Annotated in this window: 23 protein-coding genes; 6 read left to right on the top strand and 17 right to left on the bottom strand. The window is 62.5% G+C overall.

Annotated elements, in window-relative coordinates:
- The first annotated feature begins 78 nt into the window (after positions 1-78).
- Together ACIGJE_RS01080 and ACIGJE_RS01075 are read left to right on the top strand one after the other, a co-directional pair.
- Positions 79-759, top strand: coding sequence for a class I SAM-dependent methyltransferase (locus tag ACIGJE_RS01080; protein WP_394315217.1), 681 nt, complete (start codon positions 79-81; stop codon positions 757-759).
- A 111-nt stretch (positions 760-870) separates the two neighbouring features.
- Positions 871-1,719, top strand: coding sequence for a glycosyltransferase family 2 protein (locus ACIGJE_RS01075; RefSeq protein WP_394315216.1), 849 nt, complete (start codon positions 871-873; stop codon positions 1,717-1,719).
- On the opposite strand, the gene ACIGJE_RS01070 is transcribed toward ACIGJE_RS01075, so the two are convergent.
- From ACIGJE_RS01070 to ACIGJE_RS01000, 15 genes are all read right to left on the bottom strand, one after another.
- Positions 1,713-2,360, bottom strand: a complete 648-nt coding sequence (locus ACIGJE_RS01070) for an acetyltransferase (protein WP_394315215.1) — start codon at positions 2,358-2,360, stop codon at positions 1,713-1,715. The two genes, ACIGJE_RS01075 and ACIGJE_RS01070, sit on opposite strands and share 7 nt — an antisense overlap.
- Before the next feature lie 246 nt (positions 2,361-2,606).
- Complete coding sequence (locus tag ACIGJE_RS01065; RefSeq protein ID WP_483679108.1) at positions 2,607-5,363, bottom strand: hypothetical protein; 2,757 nt, start codon at positions 5,361-5,363, stop codon at positions 2,607-2,609.
- Positions 5,364-5,711: 348 nt separating this feature from the next.
- A complete protein-coding gene (locus tag ACIGJE_RS01060; protein ID WP_483679107.1) occupies positions 5,712-6,233 on the bottom strand; it encodes a hypothetical protein in 522 nt (173 codons plus the stop codon).
- Between the two features lie 2 nt (positions 6,234-6,235).
- A complete protein-coding gene (locus ACIGJE_RS01055) occupies positions 6,236-8,710 on the bottom strand; it encodes a phage tail protein (RefSeq protein ID WP_483679106.1) in 2,475 nt (824 codons plus the stop codon).
- Positions 8,710-9,297 carry a phage connector family protein gene (locus ACIGJE_RS01050; RefSeq protein ID WP_367626466.1) on the bottom strand — a complete coding sequence of 196 codons (588 nt, stop codon included), beginning with the start codon at positions 9,295-9,297 and terminating at the stop codon, positions 8,710-8,712. The genes ACIGJE_RS01055 and ACIGJE_RS01050 overlap by 1 nt, the downstream gene beginning before the upstream one ends.
- 105 nt (positions 9,298-9,402) lie before the next feature.
- Positions 9,403-9,702, bottom strand: coding sequence for a hypothetical protein (locus ACIGJE_RS01045; protein WP_311944060.1), 300 nt, complete (start codon positions 9,700-9,702; stop codon positions 9,403-9,405).
- Between the two features lies 1 nt (position 9,703).
- Complete coding sequence (locus ACIGJE_RS01040; RefSeq protein ID WP_415086325.1) at positions 9,704-10,150, bottom strand: Bbp16 family capsid cement protein; 447 nt, start codon at positions 10,148-10,150, stop codon at positions 9,704-9,706.
- A 158-nt stretch (positions 10,151-10,308) separates the two neighbouring features.
- Positions 10,309-11,310 (bottom strand): major capsid protein, encoded by a 1,002-nt coding sequence (locus tag ACIGJE_RS01035; protein ID WP_149252452.1) that lies wholly within the window; start codon positions 11,308-11,310, stop codon positions 10,309-10,311.
- A 25-nt stretch (positions 11,311-11,335) separates the two neighbouring features.
- Positions 11,336-12,151, bottom strand: a complete 816-nt coding sequence (locus ACIGJE_RS01030) for a hypothetical protein (RefSeq protein ID WP_483679105.1) — start codon at positions 12,149-12,151, stop codon at positions 11,336-11,338.
- Positions 12,151-12,654: a Bbp19 family protein gene (locus ACIGJE_RS01025; RefSeq protein ID WP_483679104.1), complete on the bottom strand. Its 504-nt coding sequence runs from the start codon at positions 12,652-12,654 to the stop codon at positions 12,151-12,153. The genes ACIGJE_RS01030 and ACIGJE_RS01025 overlap by 1 nt, the downstream gene beginning before the upstream one ends.
- A 342-nt stretch (positions 12,655-12,996) precedes the next feature.
- Positions 12,997-13,413 carry a DUF6911 family protein gene (locus ACIGJE_RS01020; RefSeq protein WP_483679103.1) on the bottom strand — a complete coding sequence of 139 codons (417 nt, stop codon included), beginning with the start codon at positions 13,411-13,413 and terminating at the stop codon, positions 12,997-12,999.
- On the bottom strand, positions 13,410-17,432 hold the full coding sequence (locus ACIGJE_RS01015; protein WP_483679102.1) for a phage tail tip lysozyme: 4,023 nt from the start codon (positions 17,430-17,432) through the stop codon (positions 13,410-13,412). The genes ACIGJE_RS01020 and ACIGJE_RS01015 overlap by 4 nt, the downstream gene beginning before the upstream one ends.
- A gap of 456 nt (positions 17,433-17,888) precedes the next feature.
- Positions 17,889-18,395 (bottom strand): hypothetical protein, encoded by a 507-nt coding sequence (locus ACIGJE_RS01010; protein ID WP_415086331.1) that lies wholly within the window; start codon positions 18,393-18,395, stop codon positions 17,889-17,891.
- 128 nt (positions 18,396-18,523) lie between these two features.
- Positions 18,524-18,928: a hypothetical protein gene (locus ACIGJE_RS01005; RefSeq protein ID WP_415086333.1), complete on the bottom strand. Its 405-nt coding sequence runs from the start codon at positions 18,926-18,928 to the stop codon at positions 18,524-18,526.
- 53 nt (positions 18,929-18,981) lie between these two features.
- The gene (locus ACIGJE_RS01000; RefSeq protein ID WP_311944085.1) at positions 18,982-19,149 is read right to left on the bottom strand and encodes a hypothetical protein; all 168 of its coding nucleotides are present in this window, start codon (positions 19,147-19,149) and stop codon (positions 18,982-18,984) included.
- A 274-nt stretch (positions 19,150-19,423) separates the two neighbouring features.
- Between ACIGJE_RS01000 and ACIGJE_RS00995 the strand changes: the two genes are divergently transcribed.
- The 3 genes from ACIGJE_RS00995 (at position 19,424) to ACIGJE_RS00985 (ending at position 21,127) form a co-directional block, all read left to right on the top strand.
- Positions 19,424-20,167 carry an XRE family transcriptional regulator gene (locus tag ACIGJE_RS00995; protein WP_440728048.1) on the top strand — a complete coding sequence of 248 codons (744 nt, stop codon included), beginning with the start codon at positions 19,424-19,426 and terminating at the stop codon, positions 20,165-20,167.
- A gap of 110 nt (positions 20,168-20,277) precedes the next feature.
- Entirely contained in the window at positions 20,278-20,610 is a 333-nt protein-coding gene (locus tag ACIGJE_RS00990) for a hypothetical protein (protein ID WP_311944086.1), read from the top strand.
- 151 nt (positions 20,611-20,761) lie between these two features.
- Positions 20,762-21,127 (top strand): hypothetical protein, encoded by a 366-nt coding sequence (locus ACIGJE_RS00985; protein WP_367626874.1) that lies wholly within the window; start codon positions 20,762-20,764, stop codon positions 21,125-21,127.
- Positions 21,128-21,193: 66 nt separating this feature from the next.
- Here the strand turns inward: ACIGJE_RS00985 and ACIGJE_RS00980 are convergent, their stop codons facing one another.
- Positions 21,194-21,835, bottom strand: coding sequence for a YceH family protein (locus tag ACIGJE_RS00980; protein WP_394312482.1), 642 nt, complete (start codon positions 21,833-21,835; stop codon positions 21,194-21,196).
- A 182-nt stretch (positions 21,836-22,017) separates the two neighbouring features.
- On the opposite strand from ACIGJE_RS00980, the gene gmd reads away from it, so the two are divergent.
- Positions 22,018-23,094 (top strand): GDP-mannose 4,6-dehydratase, encoded by a 1,077-nt coding sequence (gmd, locus tag ACIGJE_RS00975; protein ID WP_311944092.1) that lies wholly within the window; start codon positions 22,018-22,020, stop codon positions 23,092-23,094.
- Here the strand turns inward: gmd and ACIGJE_RS00970 are convergent.
- Complete coding sequence (locus tag ACIGJE_RS00970) at positions 23,091-24,041, bottom strand: GDP-L-fucose synthase family protein (RefSeq protein ID WP_415086339.1); 951 nt, start codon at positions 24,039-24,041, stop codon at positions 23,091-23,093. The two genes, gmd and ACIGJE_RS00970, sit on opposite strands and share 4 nt — an antisense overlap.
- Between the last annotated feature and the right edge of the window lie 34 nt (positions 24,042-24,075).

The raw sequence follows: 24,075 nt of genomic DNA, 5'->3' as shown, positions 1-24,075 counted from the left end.
ACCTTAGGATGAAATCAGACGAGCTTGTCTTCAATGTGACGGCAGGCTAGCGTCGCCCGCGCATGAGGGGAGAAGTCAATGCGCGCGACGAAACCGGCCGGCAGCCGAGAGAACATTATTCAGGCCGTCGAAGAAGCAGGCTCCACCGACGAGACTTTCTTCGGCTATCCACCGCGCGAAAATGGCCTCTTTCTCCAACAGGATCCTGAAGAGTTCGGTTCGTTCGTCCACTACATGGCGACCAAGGTGAAGCCGGCCGAATACAGCATGGATATCGGCATCGCTTCGGGTGGCCAGACCAAGTTCCTGCGGGATTATTACTCGGCCGACAAGACCATCGTGGTCGACGTCGGCACACATCCTGTGTTCCCGCATTGGGCGCGCATCAAGAAGGATCTGAACAGCGACCTCATCGAGGAGATCATTTCAGATTCACATGCTCCGGAGGTTCGCAAGCGTCTGCTGAAATACGAAAACAAGATAGATTTCGCCTTTGTCGACGGCGATCATACCTATCACGGTTTGCGCAAGGACATCTACCTGACCAAGGAATTGCTGAAGGTCGGCGGGTACATGGTTCTCCATGACACGCTCGGCGTCTGGGACTGCAAGCGTGTCTTTGACGACCTGATCCAAGCCAAAGACTTCATCCTTATCCGCAATTTTGCAATTCGGTTCGGTATCTCGATCTGGCAGCTGCAACGCAAAAAGAGGATTCCTACGGCCTTCAATCGTGCGACGGGGAGAGGGAAGCTCTGACGTGCGGACCTGTTGATTTAGTGCCCGAGGGAACAATTTGCCCGAATCTGCTTGGATGCTGTTCTTCCGCGCGGTAGTGGAGCGATTGGATTTCGCAGAGCAGGAGAGCACGTGGCTGAGGTTACGATTGGCGTTCCGGTCTACAACGGTGAGGACCAGCTCGAGGAGTGTCTGGCATGCCTGCTTGGGCAGACGTTTCGAGACATCGAAATCCTGCTTTTCGATAACGCGTCGACGGATGGAACACAGGTAATCGCCGAGCGTTTCGCCGCGCTCGACAGCCGTATCAAATATACCCGCAGGCCCGAGAATGTCGGTGCTGTAAAGAACTTCATAACCCCGCTCGAACAGGCAACGACTCCCTATTTTATGTGGCGGGCGCATGATGATATCTCAGCGCCCGATTATATTGAGAAGCTCGTCGACGCACTGAAGCAGACACCAACCGCAGCCCTGGCAACAGGGACAATCCAATTCGAGCGCCCTAACGGCCGACCAACGAGAGATTACGCACCTTCGATCCCGACCAGACATGGCCTTTCAGCCATCCTGAACCTGATGTTCGGGTCGCACGCCGGCTGGTACTACGGTATCTGGAAAACGGATACGCTAAGGCCTCTGATTGCGAAGATCTGGACGGACTTCCCTTATGCCTGGGCCTCCGATCATCTGACCCTGTATCCCTTGCTCCTCGACCAGCAGGTCACATCGGCGCCAGAGACCAAATTCATTCAGAGAGTGACGCCCAAAGCGCATGGCCCCCGAACAGGCCAACGCCAGCCAATTCCAGAGCTTTTGAAGTTGCGCCGCGAGTTCCTGCGATGCTGTGATGCTATGGTTGAAGAGCGTGGTTTCAGTCCGATCACGAAACTGATGATCAAGGCCGCTAACCGCCTCTATGTCGGCAAGCGGGTCTATCCGATGAAGAAGATCATCAAGCGCACGTTGTTACGCTATTGACCCTGTTGTGGCCGCGCAGGTACACCAAGGACTGTAATGCCGGGAGGAACATCTTTGGTCACGACAGCACCGGCGCCAATGGTGGCATCACTGCCGATCTTGATCCTTGGCAGCACCGTTGCACCGGCCCCGACAAAAACGCCGTCTCCGACCTCGATCTGACCACAGAGCGTAGCCCCTGGGCCGATATGGACCCCATCGCCGATGATGCAATCGTGATCAACGCTGGCGCGGCTGTTGATGATCGAGCACGTACCTACCCGAACACAGGTCGCCACCACCGCTCCGATCAGAACTTGGGAACCCTTTGAGAGAACGGCATCAGAGGCGACCATAGCAGTCGGATGTACCAGCGAGGTATGTTTGAGCCCAAGGGCATCGAGATCCCTCGCGATGGCAAGACGGTCCCGACCGTAGCCACCGCCGATGGCTAGGGCATAACAGGGCACTGTTGAACTTTTCGCCCGGTTGTGCAGCCATGACCTTAGGCCCTCGATCCCGCGAAGCGTTTCGGCGCCAGCAAATGGCGATTCAATTTCTCGATTATCGATAACTGCGGCTACTGTTATGCCGAGATGGCCCAGAAGTTCGCGTAGAACACGGGAGTGGCCGGTACCGCCCCATAAAACAGCTTCGGTCATGTGCGTATTGTGTTCTCTATTTCACAGAGCACGATACCAGCCGATAACCCTCTACACCAGTTGGAAACGCTGGGTTGTTGGCACGAGCAGGTCAGCACCTTAGCAGGCCCCAGCGGTCATCTGGAAACCGTCTGTAAGGGGGGATACATTGCGGAATCATGATTGGGCGGCCGTTCTTCTGGGTAGCCAAGCAGCGGGTTGTTATTAGAGCCAGAAGTGGCATCTCGGGCTGGGTGCAGGGCGGTGTTATTGCCTTCCTCTCGTGTCGATCCAGCCATCGGTTTGAAGGGCGACGACGCCGGTCGTCGATGACGATGTGACTGAGATTCGCACCTGCGCCGATGTGTTAGTCATCACGTCAAAGGTAGCAGAGCCCCACGTTCCATTCGTACCTGGCATGCTAGTTACTGGCAGAACAAGGCTCGCCGAGCCAGCGCCGCCGGACATCGGCGTCTGATCGGCAATTTCCGGCGAATAGACGGACATCGTGACATAGTTGCTCGTTGTCGTTTGTACTGCGCCGCGGAGTCTGGCTTTCACCCGAATGCCAGACGGCACGGAGAGTGTAACGGTTGTTATGCCAGACGCGGAGTTTCCGTTCCGGTCCATGACCGGCGCGGTCCAAATGAAGTCATCGCCTACCTGAATAAAGGCAGTGATCTGCGACGAGCCGTTGGTGCGGATCGATCCGATACGCCGACGTGCGATATAGCCCGCAGGCATTGTCGGTGCCGTAGCGCTGAGTGATAGAAGCGCATCGATCGTTCCGTCATTGTCCTTACGGATCAGGTGGACATGATACCAGGTACTCGCTGCGATCGACCCCGTATCGAGACCACCATTTCCGGTGCCTGCAGCCCAAGCTCCAAGCCCCTTTATGATAGCCGAGCCAAGTGCCATGTTGTAAGCGCCGCCATCTTCATTGGCGCAACCACCTGCCGCGATACCAACGGTCGTGGTTGATGCCTGTGAGAGCGTCAGGCCGTAAATCGTGCCAGAAGGCCATGTCGAACTGCTCGATGTCCAGGCAGGGACACCGCCTGAGATGGCGAGTACCTGTCCCGTCGAACCAATGGCGAGCTTACTGAGCGTGTTGGCTGCGCTGGCGTAAAGCATGTCACCAGTTGCAAAAGTGGTGATATTCGTGCCGCCGTTCGCGATCGGCAATGTCCCGCTCACATGCGTTGACAGGCCAACCTTACCCCATGAGGGGGCCACTCCCACACCGCCGGAGCGAAGCACATTTCCACCCGCCACACCGGCCAATTTGGCAAGTGTGGTTGTTGTGTCCGCATAGAGTATGTCACCGACGGCAAAGCCGGCGTTGAGCCCTGCAAGTGCCTTTGGCGGAATGGCTATCGCGTTAGAGGCAAGCCAGCTGCCGCTACAGACATCCCATTCCGTTCCGCCGCGATTGATCAACTCGACATCCTCGCCGGGGTGGAGCGTCAAGGAAGTGTTGGCCCCTCCAAGCCCAGCCGGCGGGCAATAGATGAAATCGCTGCCCTGCCGGACAATGGTCACATCTGCTGTGCCGTGATTGAACACACGAATGGCAGCACCTGCAACGCCGGCGCCCCATGCGCCGCCTGCGGGCAGAGTTATGTTGAATGGACTAGCGGCGCTGGCCTGAATAGCCTTTCCGTGGTCGGCGGCTGTAAGTGTGATGTTGGCGTTTGCAAAGACGAAACCAGCGCAGTTGCCAAGTGCCCCTTTTACAAACGCAGTCGTTGCAATGCTGGTATCGCTGTCGCCGGCAGACGGCGTCGGCGCGACTGGATTGCCCGTGAATGTCGGAGAAGCGAGTGGGGCAACCGTTACATTATAGACGGAGTTGAAGAAGTCGAAGACATATTTAGTGTTGGCAGCGTTACCGTCAGCGGTACCGATAGACTGGTTGGGAACAATCACTGGACCCGTGAAGTTAGCTCCCGACAGGCCCGCGGCGCCGATATTTGCTCGGGCTGTTGAGGCTGCCGCTGTAAGTTCCGAGAGATTATTGGAGGCTAGAAGATCACCGCCGCCTGGAATGGAAACCCACGATGGATTTGTGCCGGTACCATTTGTGCGCAGAAACCAGCCGCTTGTTCCTGCGGCGAGGCGAGCCCAGGCTGTACCATTGTAGTAGAGGATATCCCCCTGAGATGGAGTGATCGCCGAAATGGCTGCCAGATCCGCGTCATAGGCTTGCACATCTGTGCCGATAACCAAGCCGAGCGTGGACCTTGCCGCTGCAGCATTGGCGGCGGTGACTAGCGAGGTGCCGGTTACCGACGCGCCGATCGCCGCGAGAGCCGTTGAAGTATTGGCGGCCTGAAAGACGGAGATGCCAGTTGCGCCGCCGCCAAGGTTTGAGCGCGCAACGGCTGCATTGGTCAGATCAGAGAGATTGCCTGCCCGTGTCAGCCTGGCATCAAAGGCAGCTTGCTGCGCCGTCGAAAGAGGTTTGTTCACGTCTGAGGTGTTGTCGGCATTGCCAAGGCCGATGTCCCCCTTCACCAGAACGACCGTGCCGGTATAGCCGTTGACGGAAGACACTGTGTTGGCCTGCGCGCCAGGCTGGATGCCGTCGAGTTTGGTTTTGTCGGCTGCAGACATCAGACCAGCCATTGTCTGGCTGGCCAGGGCGCTCAAGGTAACGACCTGCTCCTTCAGGCGCTGGCCCCACATGGTGATGCGGTCGAGCGCGCGATTGATTGTATTTGCCGGTAAAGGGCCGCCATCTTGCAGGTCGACCGATTGCGTGAGCGGCACGTCCCGGTAGATGATCAGCGTGGTGCCTGTTGCCGGCGCGGCCGCCATGGTTACGCTGCCGCCTGCAGGAGAGCCGGCGCCGGCGACCACATAGTCCACACCAAGCGCCTTGGTGGCAGTCGTCCCGTCTGCTGCCCGAATCTGCACCACCAGATCAGTGTTGGCGGTAAAGGGCGGCGGAAAGGCGAAGGTGGTTGTGCTGCCGTCGCCCGCATAGGAACGACGATTGTCATAGCTTGGAATGGTCATGTGGGGGGCTCCGGCGAACAGAATGCTGCCTTCGAGGCGAGGTTTTGGGGCCGAGATGGAGTTGGGGAGCGAAAGAAGAGGGCCCGGAACGGGAATGCCTCTCGGAGCGAAGCGAAACCGGCAGGCCGATCTCCGGCACCGTCCCGTGTGGCCGACATGTACGAAGCCCGGGCAGACCTAGGCGTGATCAGGCGAAGTTCGCTGGTGGCTGGAGAGATGGCCGTGATGCCATTGTCACGCTTCAAGTGACGAAACTCGGCCTTCCGATCGTTCGGGCAAAGGCATTCGATCCATGGGGATGGCGGGGTCGTCTTCGTTGCCGCCAAATTTGATTCTTCGTTGGCGCGGTTAAGCTGTTTTTCCCAGACGCCCCAGCCCGCCGAACAGGCTCCCGGTCGCATTGAGATAGCCACCGGTCTGGGCATTCCGGCCGGCGATGTTGGCGAGCCTAGCCTGGTAGTTCAGATTGTTGGCCTGGTTCCTGGCGTTCCAGCGAATGGCGGCGACGTCGAGCGCGCCCTCGCTGGCGGTGGAGCCGATGACGTCGGAAGGCGAGCCGTCGAGGTTGACGCCGGAGCCGCCCGTGAGTGCGGTTTGCGTGCCGATGGTGCTGTCCACCTGGTCCTGTTTGCGGCCGGCTTGGTACTCGCCGGTCATCGTTTCGATCTGGGCCTGGCGGCGATAGGCCTCGGCCTGGGCATCCGACTGGGCCTTGGCGGCGTTGCCTTGCTGGATGGCGCCGATGGCCGACAGGCCGGTACCGGCGATGGTTGCCGCAGTGCCGAGGCCGATGCCGGATATGGCGGAGCCGGCGGCGGAGGCCGCGGAAGCCAATCCGGCTCCGATGGCTGCGAAAAGCGGTGGGCACATGATCAGGGCTCCGGATCGATGTTGAGGGTGATGGAACGGATCGTCGACGGCAGCGGACCGTCGACGGTCAGCACGAGTTCGCCCTTGTCGCCCCAGCTCGTTTGTGGCCGGGTGTCGTAGAAGCCGGTGGCAAGTGGGGCGGTGGTGCCGAGATCATCGCTGGTATGGCGCGGTACGATCTCCTCGGCTGTGGCCTCGTCCTGGCCGACGCGTAGGGAGCCAGTGGCTAGGAAGTCGATCCGGGCGGAGATGATCTTCTTGCGCCGTCCCAGGCCTGACCCGTCGCCGGCCGAAGCGGGCGAGGGCATTAAGCGTACACGTGAGGTGTAAGGCAGGCCAACGGTGATCGTCTCGGCCGGTCGCCCCGAGGCGAGCGAGACGGTGCCGTCCGTAACGATCTGATCGGCCTCGCGCGCGCCATCCGCCAGGATTCCGACGCGCTGGCCCTCGAGATGGCTGAGGCCGGTGATGCTGGTGGCAGGGCCCCCGCCATATTGCAGGGCGCAGTCGAGATACCAGGCCTTGTCGGGCGCCGTGGTCGCCGCCTCGAAGGGCGCAGCCATACGCTCGATAGAGCGCCTGATTACGCCGCCGATCGTCCGCCGGACGATCAGCCATACTTCGTTTCTGCCCTGCCCCGGCATGGTGGCGCAACTCTCGACGAAGCCGTCGCCGCCCATGAGATGGCGATGCATGCCTGCTATGGACTGGTCCTTTTCATAGGTCAGTCCGATCAGCTCGCCCTTGCCGTTGGGCAGCCAAATCACGCTGTCGGGTTCTTGCGCATAGGCGAGTTCAGCGACGCCGGAGGCGAAGAGGTGATCCGAGAGTACCGAGATATCAGGTGTCGCATAACCCATCCCGCTGTCACCCTGGACAAACTCCCGTAGCGCCTTGCCGAAGCTGGAAACGAAGACCGTCGAGTTCCCAACCTTGGCTGGCCTGATCGCTTGGGAGGCATAGGCCGAGGTAAGTGATTGCCGGAAATTATTGGCCGAGAAGGGTAGGTTGGGGCTGTCGCGGCCCATGGTGCGGGCGGAGCCGGCGGTACCGATCAGGAGGTCCGAGCCCTCGGCGATCCATTGGATTTCATTGACATCGGTAAGGGTGAAGGAAATCGCGTCGTCGTCCTTCACCGGAACGGAGACGGAGAAATCCAGCTCGCGTCCGTAACCGCCGGTTTTGGTTGCCCAGAGGCCGGAAGGCTGGGCGTCGGTGCGGGCATAGACCTTGCGTTGCTCGAAAGTGGCGACATGGGCCGGCCAGCCGGGAGTCTCGCCCCAGGCACCGAAGCGCCATTGCAGAGTTCCGCGTGCAGACGGCAGCGGACCACCCGTGGGCTTTACCGTGATAACCGTGCTCGACGTGACACCGACGATCTGGAAAGGATGATAGACCGAATCTGAGCCGAGTAACGTTATGAAACGGCCGACGTCACTAACCTTGAACCCGGCGTCATTGTTGATTCCGGTGGCCTCGGATGCGGTGATAGCGATCGCGGGGGAATTAGCCGGCAACTCCAACATGCGCAGCGAGGCAATGTCCAACTCACTGCCTGCATTATTGCTGGCGATGTTGATCCGATAATAGAGATAGCTGGTGGTATTTGAAAACAGATAGGAGCGTGTTTCGTTGTTGCTCCAGCCAGTTTGTGCGAACTGGCTATCAAGCACGATCCATGTCGAACCATCGTTTGCTCCCTCGAAAGTCCACGACTTTGGGGCATTCATTGGCCCATTGTTGCTGGGGTCACCAGGGTTCAAATAGTTGCTGGCCTGGACGCTATAGCCGATGATGACCTTGGAGGCCGCGAATTGGTAGGACAACCAACCTACCTTGTTCGTATTTGCCCAGAAACTACTGGAGTCACCATCAAAAGCGCGGAACGCACCAAAGCCTGCCACGGAACTCGACGCTGAGCAAATGCCGAACGGCGCCGTATCGCTGGTCATGATCGGTACGGCATTGCCGGTGTTTGAGGGTGTCAGTGTGGTCGCGGTGTCATTGATCGGCAGGTAGGGGCCGTCCTTTGCTGGCACAACATCAATCGTCCAGCTTGTGTCGCTCTGACGCTTCACTCGCCTTGGCTGGTATCCCTTGTGCGTGATGTCGAGCACGTCGTTGGTCTGGTCGAAATCGAGCTGGAACAGGTCCGCGTCGGCGTAGGGATGCGCCACCTCCACGCTGCCGACCCGCCCGCCCAGCGTGTAGACCCTGATAACGCCGGCGTTGAACACCAGCATATAGGCCTGGCTCGCCGAGAAGATGAAGGGAATGAAGCGGGCGGGGCGCGAGGAATCCTTCACCTCCTGCACGAATTGCGTGCCGGGGCGGCGGGTGAGGCCGCCCTGGCGCATCACCATGAAGTTCTGGCATTCCTTCAGCCCGGTCTTGAAATGCTCGAGATCGGCGCGGCTGTGCAGTTTGGGGGAAAGCTCGCCGCGCGAGAACACCGGCTTGAGTTCATAAGCGCCCATCAGGAACGAGCCTCGATCCAGAAATCGTCTTCGGGGTCATCCGGCGTGCCTTCCAGGGCGTCGATCGCCTGCGCCTCGGACAGGGCTGCCTGCGTCTTCTGCCCGAGAGACTCGGCATAGGAGGCCTTGCCGGTGATGAAATGCGCCGCCTTCTGGGCCAGGGCCAAGGCGAGCACGTCGGTGAATTGCTGGTCGAACAAGCCGGTATTCTCGATGCGCCTGACATAGCGCACGGGGCGCGGGGCCGGTTCGTCGGCGAGGACCTGGCTGCCCTCGACCTTGTGGGGAATGGTCTTGGCGTTCTCGCTGCCATCAGCCGTCAGCGGCATCACCCGCAGGCAGTCGACCGGCAGGTCATAGGCATGGGCCCAGCCGAAGGCGGGCGGCGTTGCCGCGGCCGGTAGCGCGGTGCGTGCCATGGCGAAATTCCAGGGGTGGCGGCGCATCAGGCTCCAGGCCATCGGCCAGAAATTGCGCCGGAACCAGCGTGCCACGGCCGAATTGTCGTCGATGGAGGCCAGCGGCGCCTCGTCGAGATAATCGAGCGCGAGATTGCAGATCTCGGTGATCGAGAGATTGACAGACATGAGGGCCTCCAGGCCACGAAAATTGCTGCCGCGAAAATCGGTCTTGTCGGGGCGGCACGTCGATGAAGCATTGCGCGCCGCCCGGTTTGGTTTGAAGGACTGGGCTTACCTGAAGGCGTTGGCCTGCTTGTATTCGGCGAGCCGGCGGCTCACGACCTCGATCGGCGTCACCTCGTCGATCGCGGCGCCGGCATCGTCGACGAGCTTGGCCTTGATCGCCTCCGCCCGGATTTCGGCATCGACTTCCTCGGCCTCCTTCTGGGCCTCGCGCTCATTGGCCTTGTCCGGGATGAGCTCGAGATGCTCGTCCTCCTCACGCACCTTGCCGACGAGTTCGACTTCCTCATCCGCCTCGACGATGCGGCCGTCGACATAGGCCTTGGCCTTGACGAGATAGCGCGCCATTTCAGAAGCCCCCCACATTCAGGCCGGAGGGGTAGTTGACGATCGCCTCGCGGTCGGCGACGAGGCCCGCCGTCACCGTACCGGCGGCGAAGGTGCCGGCCACGGTGTACTGCACGCCGAGATAGCGCTGGCGCTGGGCGTCGAGCGAGAGCGCCGGCACCTGCACGCGCAGCCATTCCGAGCCGGCGGTGAGGCTGGCGGCCGGGATCGCCGGCGTCTGCACGATGACGTTGGGCGACGACAGGTCCGCATTGGCCGAGGTGACATAGGCGAACTGCACGGAGGTGCCGCCGGTGAGCGCGGCGTTGACGCGGATCACCAGTTCCAGGCTGTCGCCAGGGCCGGGATCACGGGCCTGGGTGAGGTCGATGGTATTGGTCGAGACGGCGCTGGCGGTGATCGCCTGCTTGTCCGACATGAGAAGTTGCTGGTCCAGGATCATGGACATGGCTCCGATGATGGGAATGAGGAAACCCCTCTCCCAAGTCGGGAGAGGGGTAGGGGTGAGGGCAGGAAGGGTAGGGGTGAGGGAAATGGGGCGCCCCGTACGCGATATCCCTCACCCCCCAGCCCCTCTCCCGACCCGGGAGAGGGGAGAAGGCGGCCTCAGACCACGCGGGCCTCGGTGTTGAGGAGCTGGTCGGTCAGCCGCACCGGGATGCCGCGGAACGAGAGGAAGGGCTGGCCCTGGGCGTCCGTCACCGTCTGGAAGGCGAGGGTCGATTTTTCCATGGCCTGGATGTCGCCCCAGGTCTTCACCGCCCGGTTCACATAGAAGGCGGGCTTGCCCATCTTGAGCGAGGGGATCTTGTTGATCGCTCGCACCATCAGCCGGTAGAGGTTGGGCGGCGTCGCCGACTGCAGGCCGCCGGCCGCGGTGGTGGTGTCGATATTGGCGATGCGCACGGCATAGCGCCAGTCGCGCACGGTCAGCCCGCACTTCCACTGATACTTGGTCTGGTAGGCCTGGTAGCGCCCGCCATTGGGGTCGAGGATCGGCGCCGAGGTGGTGACGTCCTGGTGGGTGAGCCCGGCCGTGGTGCCCTTGGGATAGATGCCGTGCAGGGTGTTCGGCCCCCACACCACCAGCCAGATCGAGGTGTTGGAGGCGCCGGTGCCGCCGGCATCGATGACGTTGACGCCATTGCCGGCGGTGAGGCTGGAATAGCGCGGCGACAGGCCGGTGATGCGGTCGGGGTTGACGCCCACCGATTCATAGAACAGCGCCTGGGCGAATTGCTGGTTCATCGCCTCGATGAAGGCGGTGTCCTCGGTCAGGCGGAAGGCGGCGGTGTTGCCGTTTAGATCGGCGAGGTCCTTGTCGATCACCGAATAGGTTTCCAGCATGCCGCAGACATCGGTGATCTGGGCCGTGGTGCTCTTGGCCGGTGGCACGCCGTAGTTGAGGCGCCGCCAGGTCGCCTGCGGCAGGCCGGTGCGGATCGTGGTCTTGTGCCCGGTGGGCAGATTGCCCTCGATCCAGGGAATGTCCTGCAGGGGTTCGTTGAGCTGGGAGAGGAGCTCGGCCACTACGGCGGGCTTGCCGTTGGGGTCGAGCCGCTTGGTGACATCAACCAGCGTGGGGTAGGAATTGCCGATCACGGCCATGGTTTGCTTCCTTTAAGAAAAGGTCTCACCGCCGGAACGGATCGACCGGATAGAGGGTCTCGGCTGCCGAGCGCGACCCGCCCGCCACACCGCCGGTTGCGAACTGGTCTTCCGCGTAGAGCGCCTTGCCGGCCCTCGCCATGGCCTGGGCCAGAGCAGGGGAGAGCACGTAGCCATCGGGGGAGATCAGGCCGCTCGACTTCAATTCGCCCATCAGCGTCTCGCCGCCGTTCTGGCGGATGAAGCGGTCGGCGAACTCGACGTTCTGGCGGAAGGCCTCGCTGTCCGTGTCGCCCCAGGCCCTGACCAGCGCCGATTGCGCGGCCTCGCCCCGCTGCACGACGGCCTGCACATAGGCCGATTGCTGTCCGGCCTGGTGCTGCACGAAGCGATCGTGGAGGGATTGGGCCTGCCTCGGCGTGAGGCCGGCCTCATGCGCCCAGCCCCGATAGGCGCTGGCGCTCTGGCCGTCATAGGCGAAGCCTTCGGGCAGCCCCTGGGGCAGGCGGAATTCGTAGCCTTCCGCCGTCTCGGGCCGGCCGAGCCTGGCATAGAAGGCCTGCCAGTCCTCGGGTTTGGCGTCGGCTGCCGGCGGTGTGAGGGCCTTGGCCTTGAACTCGTTGTACTCGGCCTGGATGCGGTCGGCGTGGCGCGCCGACTCGACCAGCGGATCAAGCGCCCTGTAGCCTTTGCTTTCGACCCATTGCCGGCTTTCCGCATTCTGCAGGCCCGCAAGGAAGTCCGTCGCGCCGCCGGCCGGCGACCCGTTGTTGGCCGGAGGAACGGTGGCGCCGTCCGGGGTTCCCGCCATGGCGGCCCCAGGGTTTGCCTGGTCAGTCATCAGATGATGCCTTGGTTGGAACTGGCGATGGCTTCCGCGCGCGCTGCCTGCGACAGCGCGGCCTTCTCCTCGTCAGTCAGGTTGAGAAAACGAAAAAGCCGCCCGAAGGCGGCTCGCTTGCCATCCGAAAACGCGCGGTCGTCGGGTGGGATACCTTCCCCGTTCACCTGGTAGAAACCGGTGTAGTCGGCGAGGTCGGCGAGGACGATCTGCACGTCCTCGTTCCGGGTATCGAAGACGTTGTGATAGGCGAGGGCGAGCTTGAGCGTGGCCTCGTCGCCACGGGCGCGCCGGAACAGCCTGGCGAGCGCCAGCCAGTTGATCGCAAGGGCGGCGCGCGCTGAGCCGCCGGAGGGATTGGGCATGCGGGGCTTCCGATGTGGGCAAAAAAACCGCCGAGGCGGGGTGGGGACGATCTCGAAGACGGCCGCGGGATCGCGCCCGGTTGAGGTCGTCCAGGCGGGATGGGCGGAGGACGAGAACGGCACGCCGTCGACGGCCATGCCGCGCTCTACACGATGATGGTATCGATCTCGCGCCGGGCCTGTTGGTTTAGGCGATCGGCCGCCTTGCCAGGGATTTTCGCGCTTTGGGCGCTGGAGGAAGACCGCAACCAGGCCAGGGGTATGAGCCCCCGGCGCTATCCGGCGGCCTCAAACGCAAAGCGCCCGACCTTGAGAGCCGGGCGCGATTTCTTATGCTCTCAATATGCCATAAAGGCCGAATTTCGTCAATCCGGTAGTCGGCAAAATTTCTGAAATTTTGTCGTCGCTGCTGGGGCAGCTCACTCAATTTCAGCAACGGCCTGCGTTTGGGAGGGCTTGAACGTTCGGTTGGCAGCCCGCCTAGACGATTCGTGGCGAGGAGACGCTCTGGGTTTCGAAAAACTCTTTGAAGACCTGGTAGGCAAAATCGAAGTCGCGGAAGAGGCGACGTTCGTCCCAATCCTCGTCGGGTAGTTCCCTCATGCGGGCGGGAAGAGTCCTATCGAAAGTCTGACGTTCAACGGATTTCCCATTGATGACATCAATGAAAATAATACGGAAATATCCCTCTTGCCCTTCTACGGTAATAATCTTATCCATTCTTTCGTGGTTTTTTGGGTTAGCCTCAAGCGTTACATCACCTGTTTGCTGATCTCGAAGCATATTCAATTTTTCTTCTATGTTTTCCCATGTTGGATTCCAGGTTGATCGGCGCCCGTAATGCTCGTCATCTAAAGTCCACGTCAATATAATGCGATAATCTTCGGAAATTCTCACTGTTGCTCTCCCGAGATTTTTTTAAAAGAACGGTCACCCTTTCTCCAGTATAGGGTGTGGCCTGTTGCCTCTTCAAATATAGTCCATTCATTCAATCCAGCAGCCTCGGCCGCCTTCGGAAGGTCCTTGCGGCACATTGGACATACCTTTTTGCCAGTGACGACCATGTTGAGGCTGCGTCCCTCAGTGCGTCCTTGGCGATGCAATTCTTGTAATACAAAAAGCTCCGCATGAGCATCTTGCATGGCTTCGTTGGCAGTTCGCCCATTTGGGTCCGGCTCTCTTCCGCTTTCGCGAATGGAATTAGCTGCCAGTGTATCAGCATCGGCATCGCCATGTTCTGATCTAGACCCCGGGTTTGTCGAGGAAACTGGTGGGCCATCCGTAACACCAATCGAAAAAACTTTTGGCTGGCGTAAGCTCTTGCCGGGATTATTCAATTGGTATTCACGTGCTTTGGCTTGCCATTTTGTCCTGGCAAGTGCCAAGCCTTCGTAGAGTTTCTGGACCCAATCTGTGTTGCGTGATGCAGGCTCGGGTTTTGCTGGAGATAGATTAGTTCCCTGTTTGTTCTTGTCAAGATTGTCGTTTGCCGTATCCGGGTTTGGCTCTGCCGGATCAATGTCCGAATCCTGGGTTGGCGTCTCTTGTTCGGCAGGAGCGCCTTCTGCGGGTGGTGTTTCGCCGGAACCCGGCGGTTTGTCCTGGCCGCTTGCGGTGAGGGGAGCAACCCGCTCTTGCCCGGGTTGCTGTGCGGGGCGCATGTCTGGCGCTTGGGGTGCATCCGGCGTACCCGGTGTCCCAAGTGGCGATATGCCGGGCTGAGTGGTACCGGGTAGCCCGGGCGTACCGAGCGGGATCGATTCCTGCCCCGGTTTTAGGGGCGAGTTCGGCTGGGTTTCTGCTGGCGGTGTGCCAAACCATCGGCCCGGTTGCTCGCCTTCGTCACCAAACCAGCCAGAGTACCAAGAGGGCTCGCGTCCCGCTTCTCGTACAGCGAGGATCGTCCCCGCTTCTCCTTCCCTGGTTCCCGGCGTAACGATGAAGTCGTATCCGCTGGAAGAGATCAGCTCGCGACCTTGAGGATGCCCGGCGGTTTGACGTAGCGCGTCGCTGGCCGCAATGTTGAAGCGTTGCAGGCGCTCGGCCTGATCTTGCTTTCGCTCATCTTCAGGCTTGTCGCCCCATTTCTCTGAACCGACAAGCAGGATGCCGGTTGCCTCAGGCGAGACTCTGACGCCCCCAAATGCGGGCAGCACATAAGTGCGGGGTATGATGGTGCCGGGATAAGGATCAGAAACCTCCGTGGCTCCGTTCAACGCTGCCAGAAGCAGTCCAAGCAGGGCGGCACTTGTTCCGGCGGCTCCTTTGGCGAAGTTGGCACCTCGCATTCGAAGCGGAGAGGTAAGGGGCTCCTGCGTCGGAGGCGGCACGCCGGGCTTAGGCGGGGATGGGGGCTCCAAAACGCCCGGTGTATTTCTAGCCGGCCTTACTTCCTGCGGTTGCGGGTTCCCGATGATCGACTTGCCGCTACTGTCGACTGTGGCGCCCGGCAAAGTCGGCATTCTCATGCCGCCGTTCTGGTTGGCCGCCTCGCCGGGCCGCTCGGGTACCTCGAAGGGCGGCTTGCTGGGCGTGTTGACGATGTGGCCTGGTAGGCGAGCGCCGCCATTGTCCTGTTCGGTGCCGATAGCGGGTACGTCGGTGACGATGGCAGGGTTGCGAAGGCCGGCATAGAGCGCGGGGCCGGGGCGGTGCAGGTCCTGGGTCGCAAGGGCGTGGGCGTCGGCGGGATCTCCACCGTTGAGGCGGAGATTGTTCTCGATCAGTCTGTCATACAGCATGGCGGTGAGGGGATCGAAGCCGTTCGTACCAGCCGCTCGCAGCCGGGCAAGTTCGCCCGCCATGGCAGGAGCGAGATCGATGGCGGTGTCTGTACGCGGCGGCCGCCAGGTTGGACTGGCTCCATCGGCATTCGGCCCGCCGCCACGCAAGGCGAGTGGGCTCGTCGGGGCTGTAGCCTGCACCGCCGGTTCGTTGAGGGCGGCGGCGAGCAGGCGGGTGGCTCTGGCATTGTCGCCTCGGCCGAAGGCCGCAAGCGCCGGCGCGGTGAGACGCGGCAAGCCTGTCAGCATGGCCTGGGCAAACACGGTCGCCTGTTGAGCGGCATCGCCGGATGCGGTGACGAGGGCGCGGAAAGGAGCGATGCGCTCGGCTAGCGGCTTGCTCTTGTCGCCGAAGGCGGCGAGCGCCTGGTCCACCATCGCCTTGGGCAGCAGCGCCCGCCCCTCGGTGGGCATGCCGAGCCTGTCCATGGCGGCATTGGTGGCTGCAAGCGCGGCCTTCAGCCGCTCGGGCGAGGTGCCCGCCTCGCTCCAGAGCCGGTCGATTTCGGGATGCAGGCTGCGGATATAGCCGTTGGGATCCTTGCGGCGGAACGCCTGGTTGAGGGCGATGGCCTGCCTGCCCCGCTCATGGAGTTGGCGCTCCGTCTCGAAGGCGGGACCCTGGCCTTTCGGGGCGCGGACGGCGAGCCAGGCGGTCTGCTCGGCCGGCGTCATCGCCCGGATGGCGGTGATGTCGGCGCCCAGGCCCAGCGTGCGCTCGAAGCTGCGATAGCGGCGCGCGCCGTCCTCCGGGCCATAGCTGGCGCTGAACTCGGCGGCGGTTGGTAGCCGGCCGTCATAGCGGCCGATGGTGGTCAAGGCTCGCGTGGCATCCTGGATGCGCGGTTCGAGATCGCCTTGGGCCACGGCCTGGCCCTGGCTGCGCTGGGCCCGGGCAAAGCTCACGAGTCCGCTGCGATCGTCTGCTGACAGGGACGCGACGACCGGATCGGGTGCCCTCTCCTCGACCTCGCCGGGCTGGTAGTCGCCCGCCGCCAGCCGCCGCGCCTGGTTGCGCCTGTTGTCCCAGCCATGCGAGGCGGCGGCGCCGCCCTGCGATCCGGCCGGACGCTCATAATCGGTGACGAACACGCCGGCTGCCTCGTCGGGCTTCCGAGTTGCCAGGAGCTTGGCCTTCACGCCCGCATGATCGGTGTTCAATTCGTGGTCGACGAAAGCGAGCTGCACGGAAAAATCGCGCCAGTCCTTGCCCCGGGCAGCCGCGAAGGCCTGCAGATTCCTGGCGCGGTCGCCGTTCCACTGGGCGATGCCGACGCTGTCGGAGCCGTCCGAACCATCACCCGGGTTCCGGCTCGAGGGCGCCAGGCCCGCGCTCTCATGCACGAGATTGCCGACGATGCCGGCCGCCTGCTCCCGGCTGTAGCCGCGCCCGATGAAATAGGACATCGCGGCGGATTCACGGTCGGCCTGGGCCGGGCCGATCACGCCCTTGGGCAGCGTGGTCTTGGCGCCCCAGACGAGCGCGCTCATCCTGTCGGGATCGCTGCCGGCCGTTCCCTTCGCCCATTCGATCGAGGAGCCGGCGGCAATGTCCCGCTTCAGCCGCGCCCTGTCGGCCGCGGGGATCGAGGTGGCGCCGTCGATCCTGGCGTTGAGTGCGGCAAGCGCCGGCTCGCGCTGGGACGGGTCACGCCGGATGGCGGCGAGAGAGGTCTGGTAGGCGGCGGTGATCGCATTGGTTTCGAAGGTGCCGCGCTGCCCATATTCGAACTGGCTGGCCTGGTTCAACAGGCTGTCATTGAAGCTGAGGAGATCGGTGGCGACACGCTGGCGATTGCCGGCCGAGATCGAGCCGAGAAAGGTAGTGTCGGCCTTGGCGATGGTTCTGGCGAAGCCGGCGGTAAAGCCCGTCGCTTCCGCCGGCATGGTCTTGGCGGCCTCGGCCAGCGCGGCCTGCCGCTGCTGCTTGTAAAGGCCGAGCTTGTTGTCGTCGTCGAAGGCGGCTTCCTGCCGGAGCCTCTTTTGGTAGTGCTCGAGGCCGGCGGCCGCCTCGCTCAGGCCGCCGCCGAGGGCCTGCAGGCCCTGGCCGATCGCCTCGGCGCCGGTGCGGATCTGGGGCGTGGCGCCGGGAGTTAAGCCGATTTCGGCGCGATAGTCGGGAAAACGGGGCATGGTCGATCCACCGGGCAAAAGAAAATCCCCGCCGGGAGCGGGGGTGAGGATGGGAAATGTCCAAGGATGGGGGAGGCTTGGGGGGGGCCGGCTTGCAGCCGCGGCATTCGCCGGAAGCAGGAATGGGCCTCGCGATAGGCAAGTCTCTCGGCACGGTATGCGTGTGCGCGGATGGAGAGGTGATGTCGCACCGTCAAACCTGGTGCAAGGCCGCCGGGAAGTCAGTGAGTCACAGCGTTTGAGAGCGGAGGGAAAGGGGATTTAGGACTGAGGGCTGTCCTTTTGCGCCTGGATCCCCTTCCCGAGCCTTCGGCCCGCCGGGGATGACAGGTCAGGCCTCGATGCCGTTGGCATCAGCAGAACGCTGCGGTAGGAGCGGGCATGAAAAAAGCGCCTGGACCTTTCGGTGGGGCGCTTTTTCTCAGGATCTTAATTTGCCATATCGGGTAATTGCCGTCAACCCCATAGTCGGCAAAGAATATTCAATCCGCAGCGCAAATCACCGAGCTCGGCATGCTGATCCTGCAGGATGCAGGCCTTGAGTGCCTTGAGATAGCGCTTGCCATCGGGCGCGTCGTTGAGGGCGGTGAACATGTCCTCGTAGCGCCGGCGCGCCTTGGCGATAGCCTCGGCATCGCCGGCTTCCTCGCCATGGCCGCCACCGCCCAGCATCAGCATGTCGAGCGAGCGCGGGTTGGGCGAGGCAAAGCCCATGACCTTGGCATAGCGGATCACGGCAATGGCAAAGCGGCAGCCTGCCTCATATTGCCGGGCATTGATCTCCTGCTGCAGGCAGAGGCGCCCGAACACCGAGCCGGCAAGCTGGCTGCGCGCGTCCCCGGGCCGGACGCCCATGCGGATGCGATTCCTTGTGGCCGTGGCGGTGATTTCGGCGACGCTCTCGCGCTGGAGCCGGCCCGAAGGTTCGCGTTGGCGGATCTTCAAGAAGGGAGAGGGGCGCATCTCAGGCGGCCTCCTGGCTAGGGGAGAAAGGAGAAGGGTGCAAATAGCGGTGCAAGCCAGGCGCTCTGGGGTGGAATTACCGAGCCGGCTTGTGATTGGGCGGGGCACTTTGAACCCGTTTCCAGTTTTTAGTGTTCGAGCTGACCGGCACACATCTCGGCGGGCGAACCGGTGGGAGAGAAGTCGAGGAAGCGCCAACTATCGAGAGGCAGCGCCGTCTCCGGCCGCAGGACGTAGCTTTCCCAACGCTTGTCGAAGCCATGCTCGCGCCGGATATCGTTGAGATGCTGCAGGGTGGCTCGTCGATGCGCTTGCGCCTGGCGATCCTGCTCGGCCGTTTCCTCGCTCTCGCCGCCTTCGACCTGATTCTGGGATGGGCCGAGCTGGGCGAGGAGGGCTGTTACGGCCCGATGGTTGCGGCCGAGGGCCCGGGCGATCTGGCGCAGATTGGCACCCTTGGCACGCAGGGCGCGTGCGGTTTCGAGCTGATCCGCCGCACGATAGTGCCGGGGCTTGCTGTTCGGCATCGCCATGTCGATCTCCGATGAGAGGGGCTGGGAGGAAAACGAGCCGGAAGGACGGGCGCTCATCGCAGCCAGGCGGTGACGAGGCTGACGATTGCAGCCAGGAGCCCGCCGGAGAGGGCGCACAAAGCGAGGGCAAGGAGGCGGGTGCCGGCATCGTGGCCAGCCTCCGGCCATGCGTCCCCTGCGATGTCGTGACGGGCGAAGCCCGGATCGTCCGGCTGCTGCATGAGGCTGCCTCCTTTTTGTGTCGTCAGGCCATGAGCCGTCACGGCGCCGCGGCCTGCCTCCGGACTTCCGGAGGCGTCGTGGGGCGCGCAAAGCGCTTGCCTGATTTGTTTTTTCGTATGGCCTACCGGGAGACGCTGGCCCCCGATGCGAATGGCGCTGGGGGAACGTGTACTGGCTATGAACTGAATGTACCCATTATGGGTTCATTAAGCAAGAGGAATGTTCCCAAAAATAATTCTGGTCAAGACGGGATTTCTGGGGCAATGTACCCGTATGGGGAACAATCTCAAAGCGTTGCGCACCGCCAAGGGCCTGTCGCAGCAAGCGCTGGCCGAGGCAATGGGGACAAAGAGGTCCCAGCTCGTGAAGCTGGAGCGGGGCGAGCGGCGCCTGTCGGACATATGGATCGTGCGGGCCGCCGCGGCGCTGAAGGTCGATCCCGGCGATCTGATGTCGAATCGTCTGCAGCTTGCCTCCTTCGATCCCGACGAGCACCAACCCGACGGCTTCTTCGAACCGGAGGCGCCCGAGGCGCTCGATCCCGATGCGCCGCCGCGCATTCCCGGCAATGGCATCGTCGAGATCGATGCCCGTGCCGGCATGGGCGGTGGCGGGCAGGTGGCGCACGCCTATTACCGCGACGGCGATAAGATCGAGACTCGGGATGCGGTGAAACCCGATGCCTGGGTGTTTCCGCCCTGGTTCCTGCGCGGCATCGGCGCCAAGCCGGGGGAACTGCTGATCATCGAGGCCAAGGGCGATTCCATGCGCCCGACGATTGCGCCGGGAACGCCGCTGATCATCGATACCCGCCATCGCATTCCCTCGCCCGACGGCATCTATGCCATTCGCGATCGCTGGGGCGACATCCAGGCCAAGCGTATCGAGACCTCCAAGATCCTCGGCGATAACACCATCCGGGTGATCAGCGACAATGGCGGCCATGTCCAGATCGCCCGTAGCGAGGACGAGCTGCAGATCGTCGGCAAGGTCGTCGCCGGCTGGCATTTTTTCTGATTTGGTTCCGGCTTCTGATTTGGTCCCAGTCTGGCTTGACAAAATGTACCCATATTGGGAGCATTGTTCCCATAAGCCACGGGATTTGCCCGTGATGGGAGCTGTCAGCCATGCCCGACTATACCCTGGCCTTCGAGGAGCTTCATCTCGTTCAGATCGGCGGCCTGCTGGCCGGACCCCTCGATGGCGCCGCTCACGTCTGCTTTGGTCTTTCCCGCACCGCAATGCGCTTCGACAGCGTGAAGCTCAATGTCTGGAACCGGCAGGAGCGCAAGGCGTCTTTCACGACGCTGAGGGAGGGCGATCCCTGGTTTGACGAAATCTGCAACGCCCTCGTCGTCGATGCCGTCTATGGCGCCCTGATCGCCGATGCCGTGGAAGGGCACTGGCGCCAGAAGCCCAGTGCCTATGACCGCGCCCGTGATCGCCGGGAGGCGGCGTGAAGACGGCGCAGGCGAAGCCAATACCGAGGGAAGAGGCGATTTCCAATCGAACGGTCTATCGACTTTTTCGGAAAATGCGCCAGGGTTGGACTTTCGTGTGAGGGGCGCAGCGCCAAAGCCCTACGTCTGATCCTGAAGGGGCCGCGCGCGGATGTATTGCTATCTGACCATTCGTCCGCCTTCTCCGGCTTGCGCACCGTCGGACACGCGGCGGCTGGTCGCATTCCTGCAAACCTTGCCGGATTTGCGACAAAAACATCCTGTGTCGTTCGGCCATGCGCCCGGAAAGCCCTGGGTTGACCTGACGATCGTCAAGACGACTGATTCCGGTGAGTGGGCCAGCAACGGCGAGTTCATTCCGTTCTTCGATCGCGTGGTGCTGGTCGGCACCGAGAGCCCGCCCTGCTTTGGCTGGTATTCGGACCTTGCCACACGGATCGCCGAATTTCTCGGCTGGGAAGCGATGGAAGATGGCGAGAACCAGCTGATTCATCCGAAGAGGGACTATCCGGAGTGAATCTGCGTCTGTTGGCCCTGCCAATACAATCGTGATGGCATCACCGCCGGCAACCACGTCCCGAAACTAGGCTCCTACGGCGTCGAGCCGTGCCTTGAGGTCTGCAACCTGCTCTTCCAGCGTGCGCACGCGCTCCTCAAGCTCGGCAATGGCCGATGGGGATGCCGCCGCGGCGCGCGGTGCCGGGGCGGCGATCATGGAGACCTCGACATCGCCCGAAAGCAGATGCGCGAAGCGGTCCTCGCGCTGCCCCGGCGCGCGGCCGATCTCCTTGACCAGCGGCGGGCGGGCGCTGGCGAGCAGATCGAGCTCCTGCCTGATCTCGTCGGCCGAGCCGAAGCTCGCCATGCGGTCGGTCCGGGTCTGCAATTCGTTCAGCGTCTGCGGGCCGCGCAGCAACATCACCGCCAGCAGGGCCGATTGCTGCTTGGTCAGGTTGAAGCGCTGGCCGGCGAGATGCTCGTAGCGCTCGACGCGCGAGCCGAAGGCGCGGCGCACCAGTCCCTGCTGTTCCAGTGTCGCAAGCGTATGCCCGATCTCCCCCGCCTCCAGGGCCATCACCGGCTCGCGCGACGTCTTCTGGTTGGCTGCAGCCTGCAGCGCGTTGAGCGTCAGCGGATAGGCGTCCGGCGTCAGCAGCTGCTTTTCGATCAGGCAGCCGAAGATGCGGGCTTCCATGGCATTGAGAAAGGGCGGTTCCTGGGACATGGGAAAAGCGGCCTGTTTGCGCAAGGAGGATCAGATTCGAGTGCTACCCGCTCACCGGCCATAACTCAACTGGCCGGCAGGCATTCCTTCATCGGCTTGCGGGGGGCTACGCTCTGATCCATACCGGACGCATGAGATGGCTGCCTCTGCGACGGGTGCAAGGCCGACAAGGGGAGGGCAGCATGAACGGCAAGACGGCGCTTATCACCGGCATGACGGGACAGGACGGTTATTACCTCACCAGGCTGCTGCTGGAGAAAGGCTACCAGGTCCACGGCATCAAGCGGCCATCTTCCTCCTTCAATACGGCGCGGCTCGACGCGATCTACCAGGATCCTCATGTGGAAGGACGGCGCCTGCATATCCACTATGCCGACATGCAGGATGGGCAGAGCCTGGTGCGGGTCATCGATGCGGTGCAGCCCGACGAGATCTACAATCTGGCGGCGCAGAGCCATGTACGCGTCAGCTTCGATATGCCCGAATATACCGCCGACATCGACGCCATCGGCGCGCTGCGCCTGCTGCAGGCCATCCGCACCCTCAAGCTGGAAGGGCGCTGCCGTTTCTACCAGGCTTCCACTTCCGAGCTCTATGGCGGCCAGAGTGACCGGCCGCAGGACGAGAGCTCACCCTTCAATCCGCGCAGTCCCTATGCCATCGCCAAGCTCTATGCCCATTGGACCACGGTGAACCACAGAGAGGCCTATGGCCTGCACGCCTCCAACGGCATCCTGTTCAACCATGAAAGCCCGGTGCGCGGCGAGACCTTCGTCAGCCGCAAGATCACCCGGGCGGTGGCGGCCATCGAGGCCGGCCGGCAGGACAGGCTCTATCTCGGCAACCTCGGAGCCCGGCGCGACTGGGGCCATGCCCGCGACTATGTGGAGGGAATGTGGCGCATGCTGCAGCAGGACCAGCCCGGTGACTATGTGTTGGCGACGGGCCGGGTCCATTCGGTGCGCGATTTCGTCGAACGGGCCTTCGCCCATGTCGGGCGTTCACTCGACTGGGTTGGCGAGGGTATTGCGGAGAGGGGGCTCGACCGGGCCAGCGGACGCGAACTCGTCACCATTGACCCGCGTTATTTCCGGCCAACCGAGGTCGATTGTCTCATCGGCAATGCCGCCAAGGCACATGCCGTGCTGGGGTGGCGCCATCACACTACCTTCGAGGCGCTGGTGACGGAGATGATGACTGCCGATATCGAGACCGAGCGCGGCAACAAGCTGGATGAAGGCGGAGGTCGAGAAAGTTAGGATCCGGCAGATTTGATCCTGTCTTCATGGGCAAGATACCAGGCATAGGTCCGGGCCAGGCCATCCTCGAGTCCGATTCGCGGGCGCCAGCCGAGTGCAGTGATGCGCGAGGAATCCATCAGCTTGCGCGGCGTGCCGTCCGGCTTGCTGCGATCATGCGTGGTGGTGCCGGCATAGCCGACGACGCGCTTCACGGCCTCCAGCAGTTCCAGGATGGTGATGTCCTCGCCAGCCCCGATATTGATCGGCCTTTCATCCGAGTAGTCCCCGGCGAGGCGCACCAAAGCGTCGGCACAGTCGTCGACATGCAGGAATTCGCGCCGAGGCGTGCCGCTGCCCCAGATCTCGATCGCGGGCGCTTGGCGCAATTTGGCTTCGTGCACTCGCCGGATGAGGGCGGCGAGGACATGACTCGACGCCAGGTCGAAATTGTCGTGCGGGCCATAGAGATTGCAGGGCATGGCGGCGATGAAGTCGCAGCCTTGCTGGCGCCGATAGGCCTGCACCAGCTTGAGGCCGGCGATCTTGGCGATCGCATACCACTCATTGGTCGGCTCGAGCGGGCCTGACAGCAACTGATCCTCGCCGATCGGCTGGGCGGCATCGCGTGGATAGATACAGCTCGAGCCGAGCATGACAAGCTTGCTCACGCCGGCGCGGGCGGCCGCATGCACCACATTGGCCTCGATGGCGAGATTGTCGTAGAGGAAATCGGCCGGAAAGCTGGCATTGGCCAGGATGCCCCCCACCTTGGCGGCGGCGAGGAAGATCACTTCGGGGCGCATCCGCTCGATCCAGGCTTCGGTATCGGCCTGCCGCCGGAGGTCGAGCTCGGCCCTGCCCGCCGTCAGCAGCGTGCAGTCTTCGCCCTGGAGCCGCCGCATCAGGGCGGCGCCGACCATGCCGCGATGGCCGGCAATCCAGACCCTTTTGCCCTGCAGCGACATCGTGGGCCTCCATCCTGGTTCTGTCTTCGTCCTC

This window comes from Labrys sp. E2SS-1L, from assembly GCF_057073705.1.
Note: the sequence above shows the minus strand (reverse complement) of the source record. Positions and strands in the feature narration are given on the sequence as shown.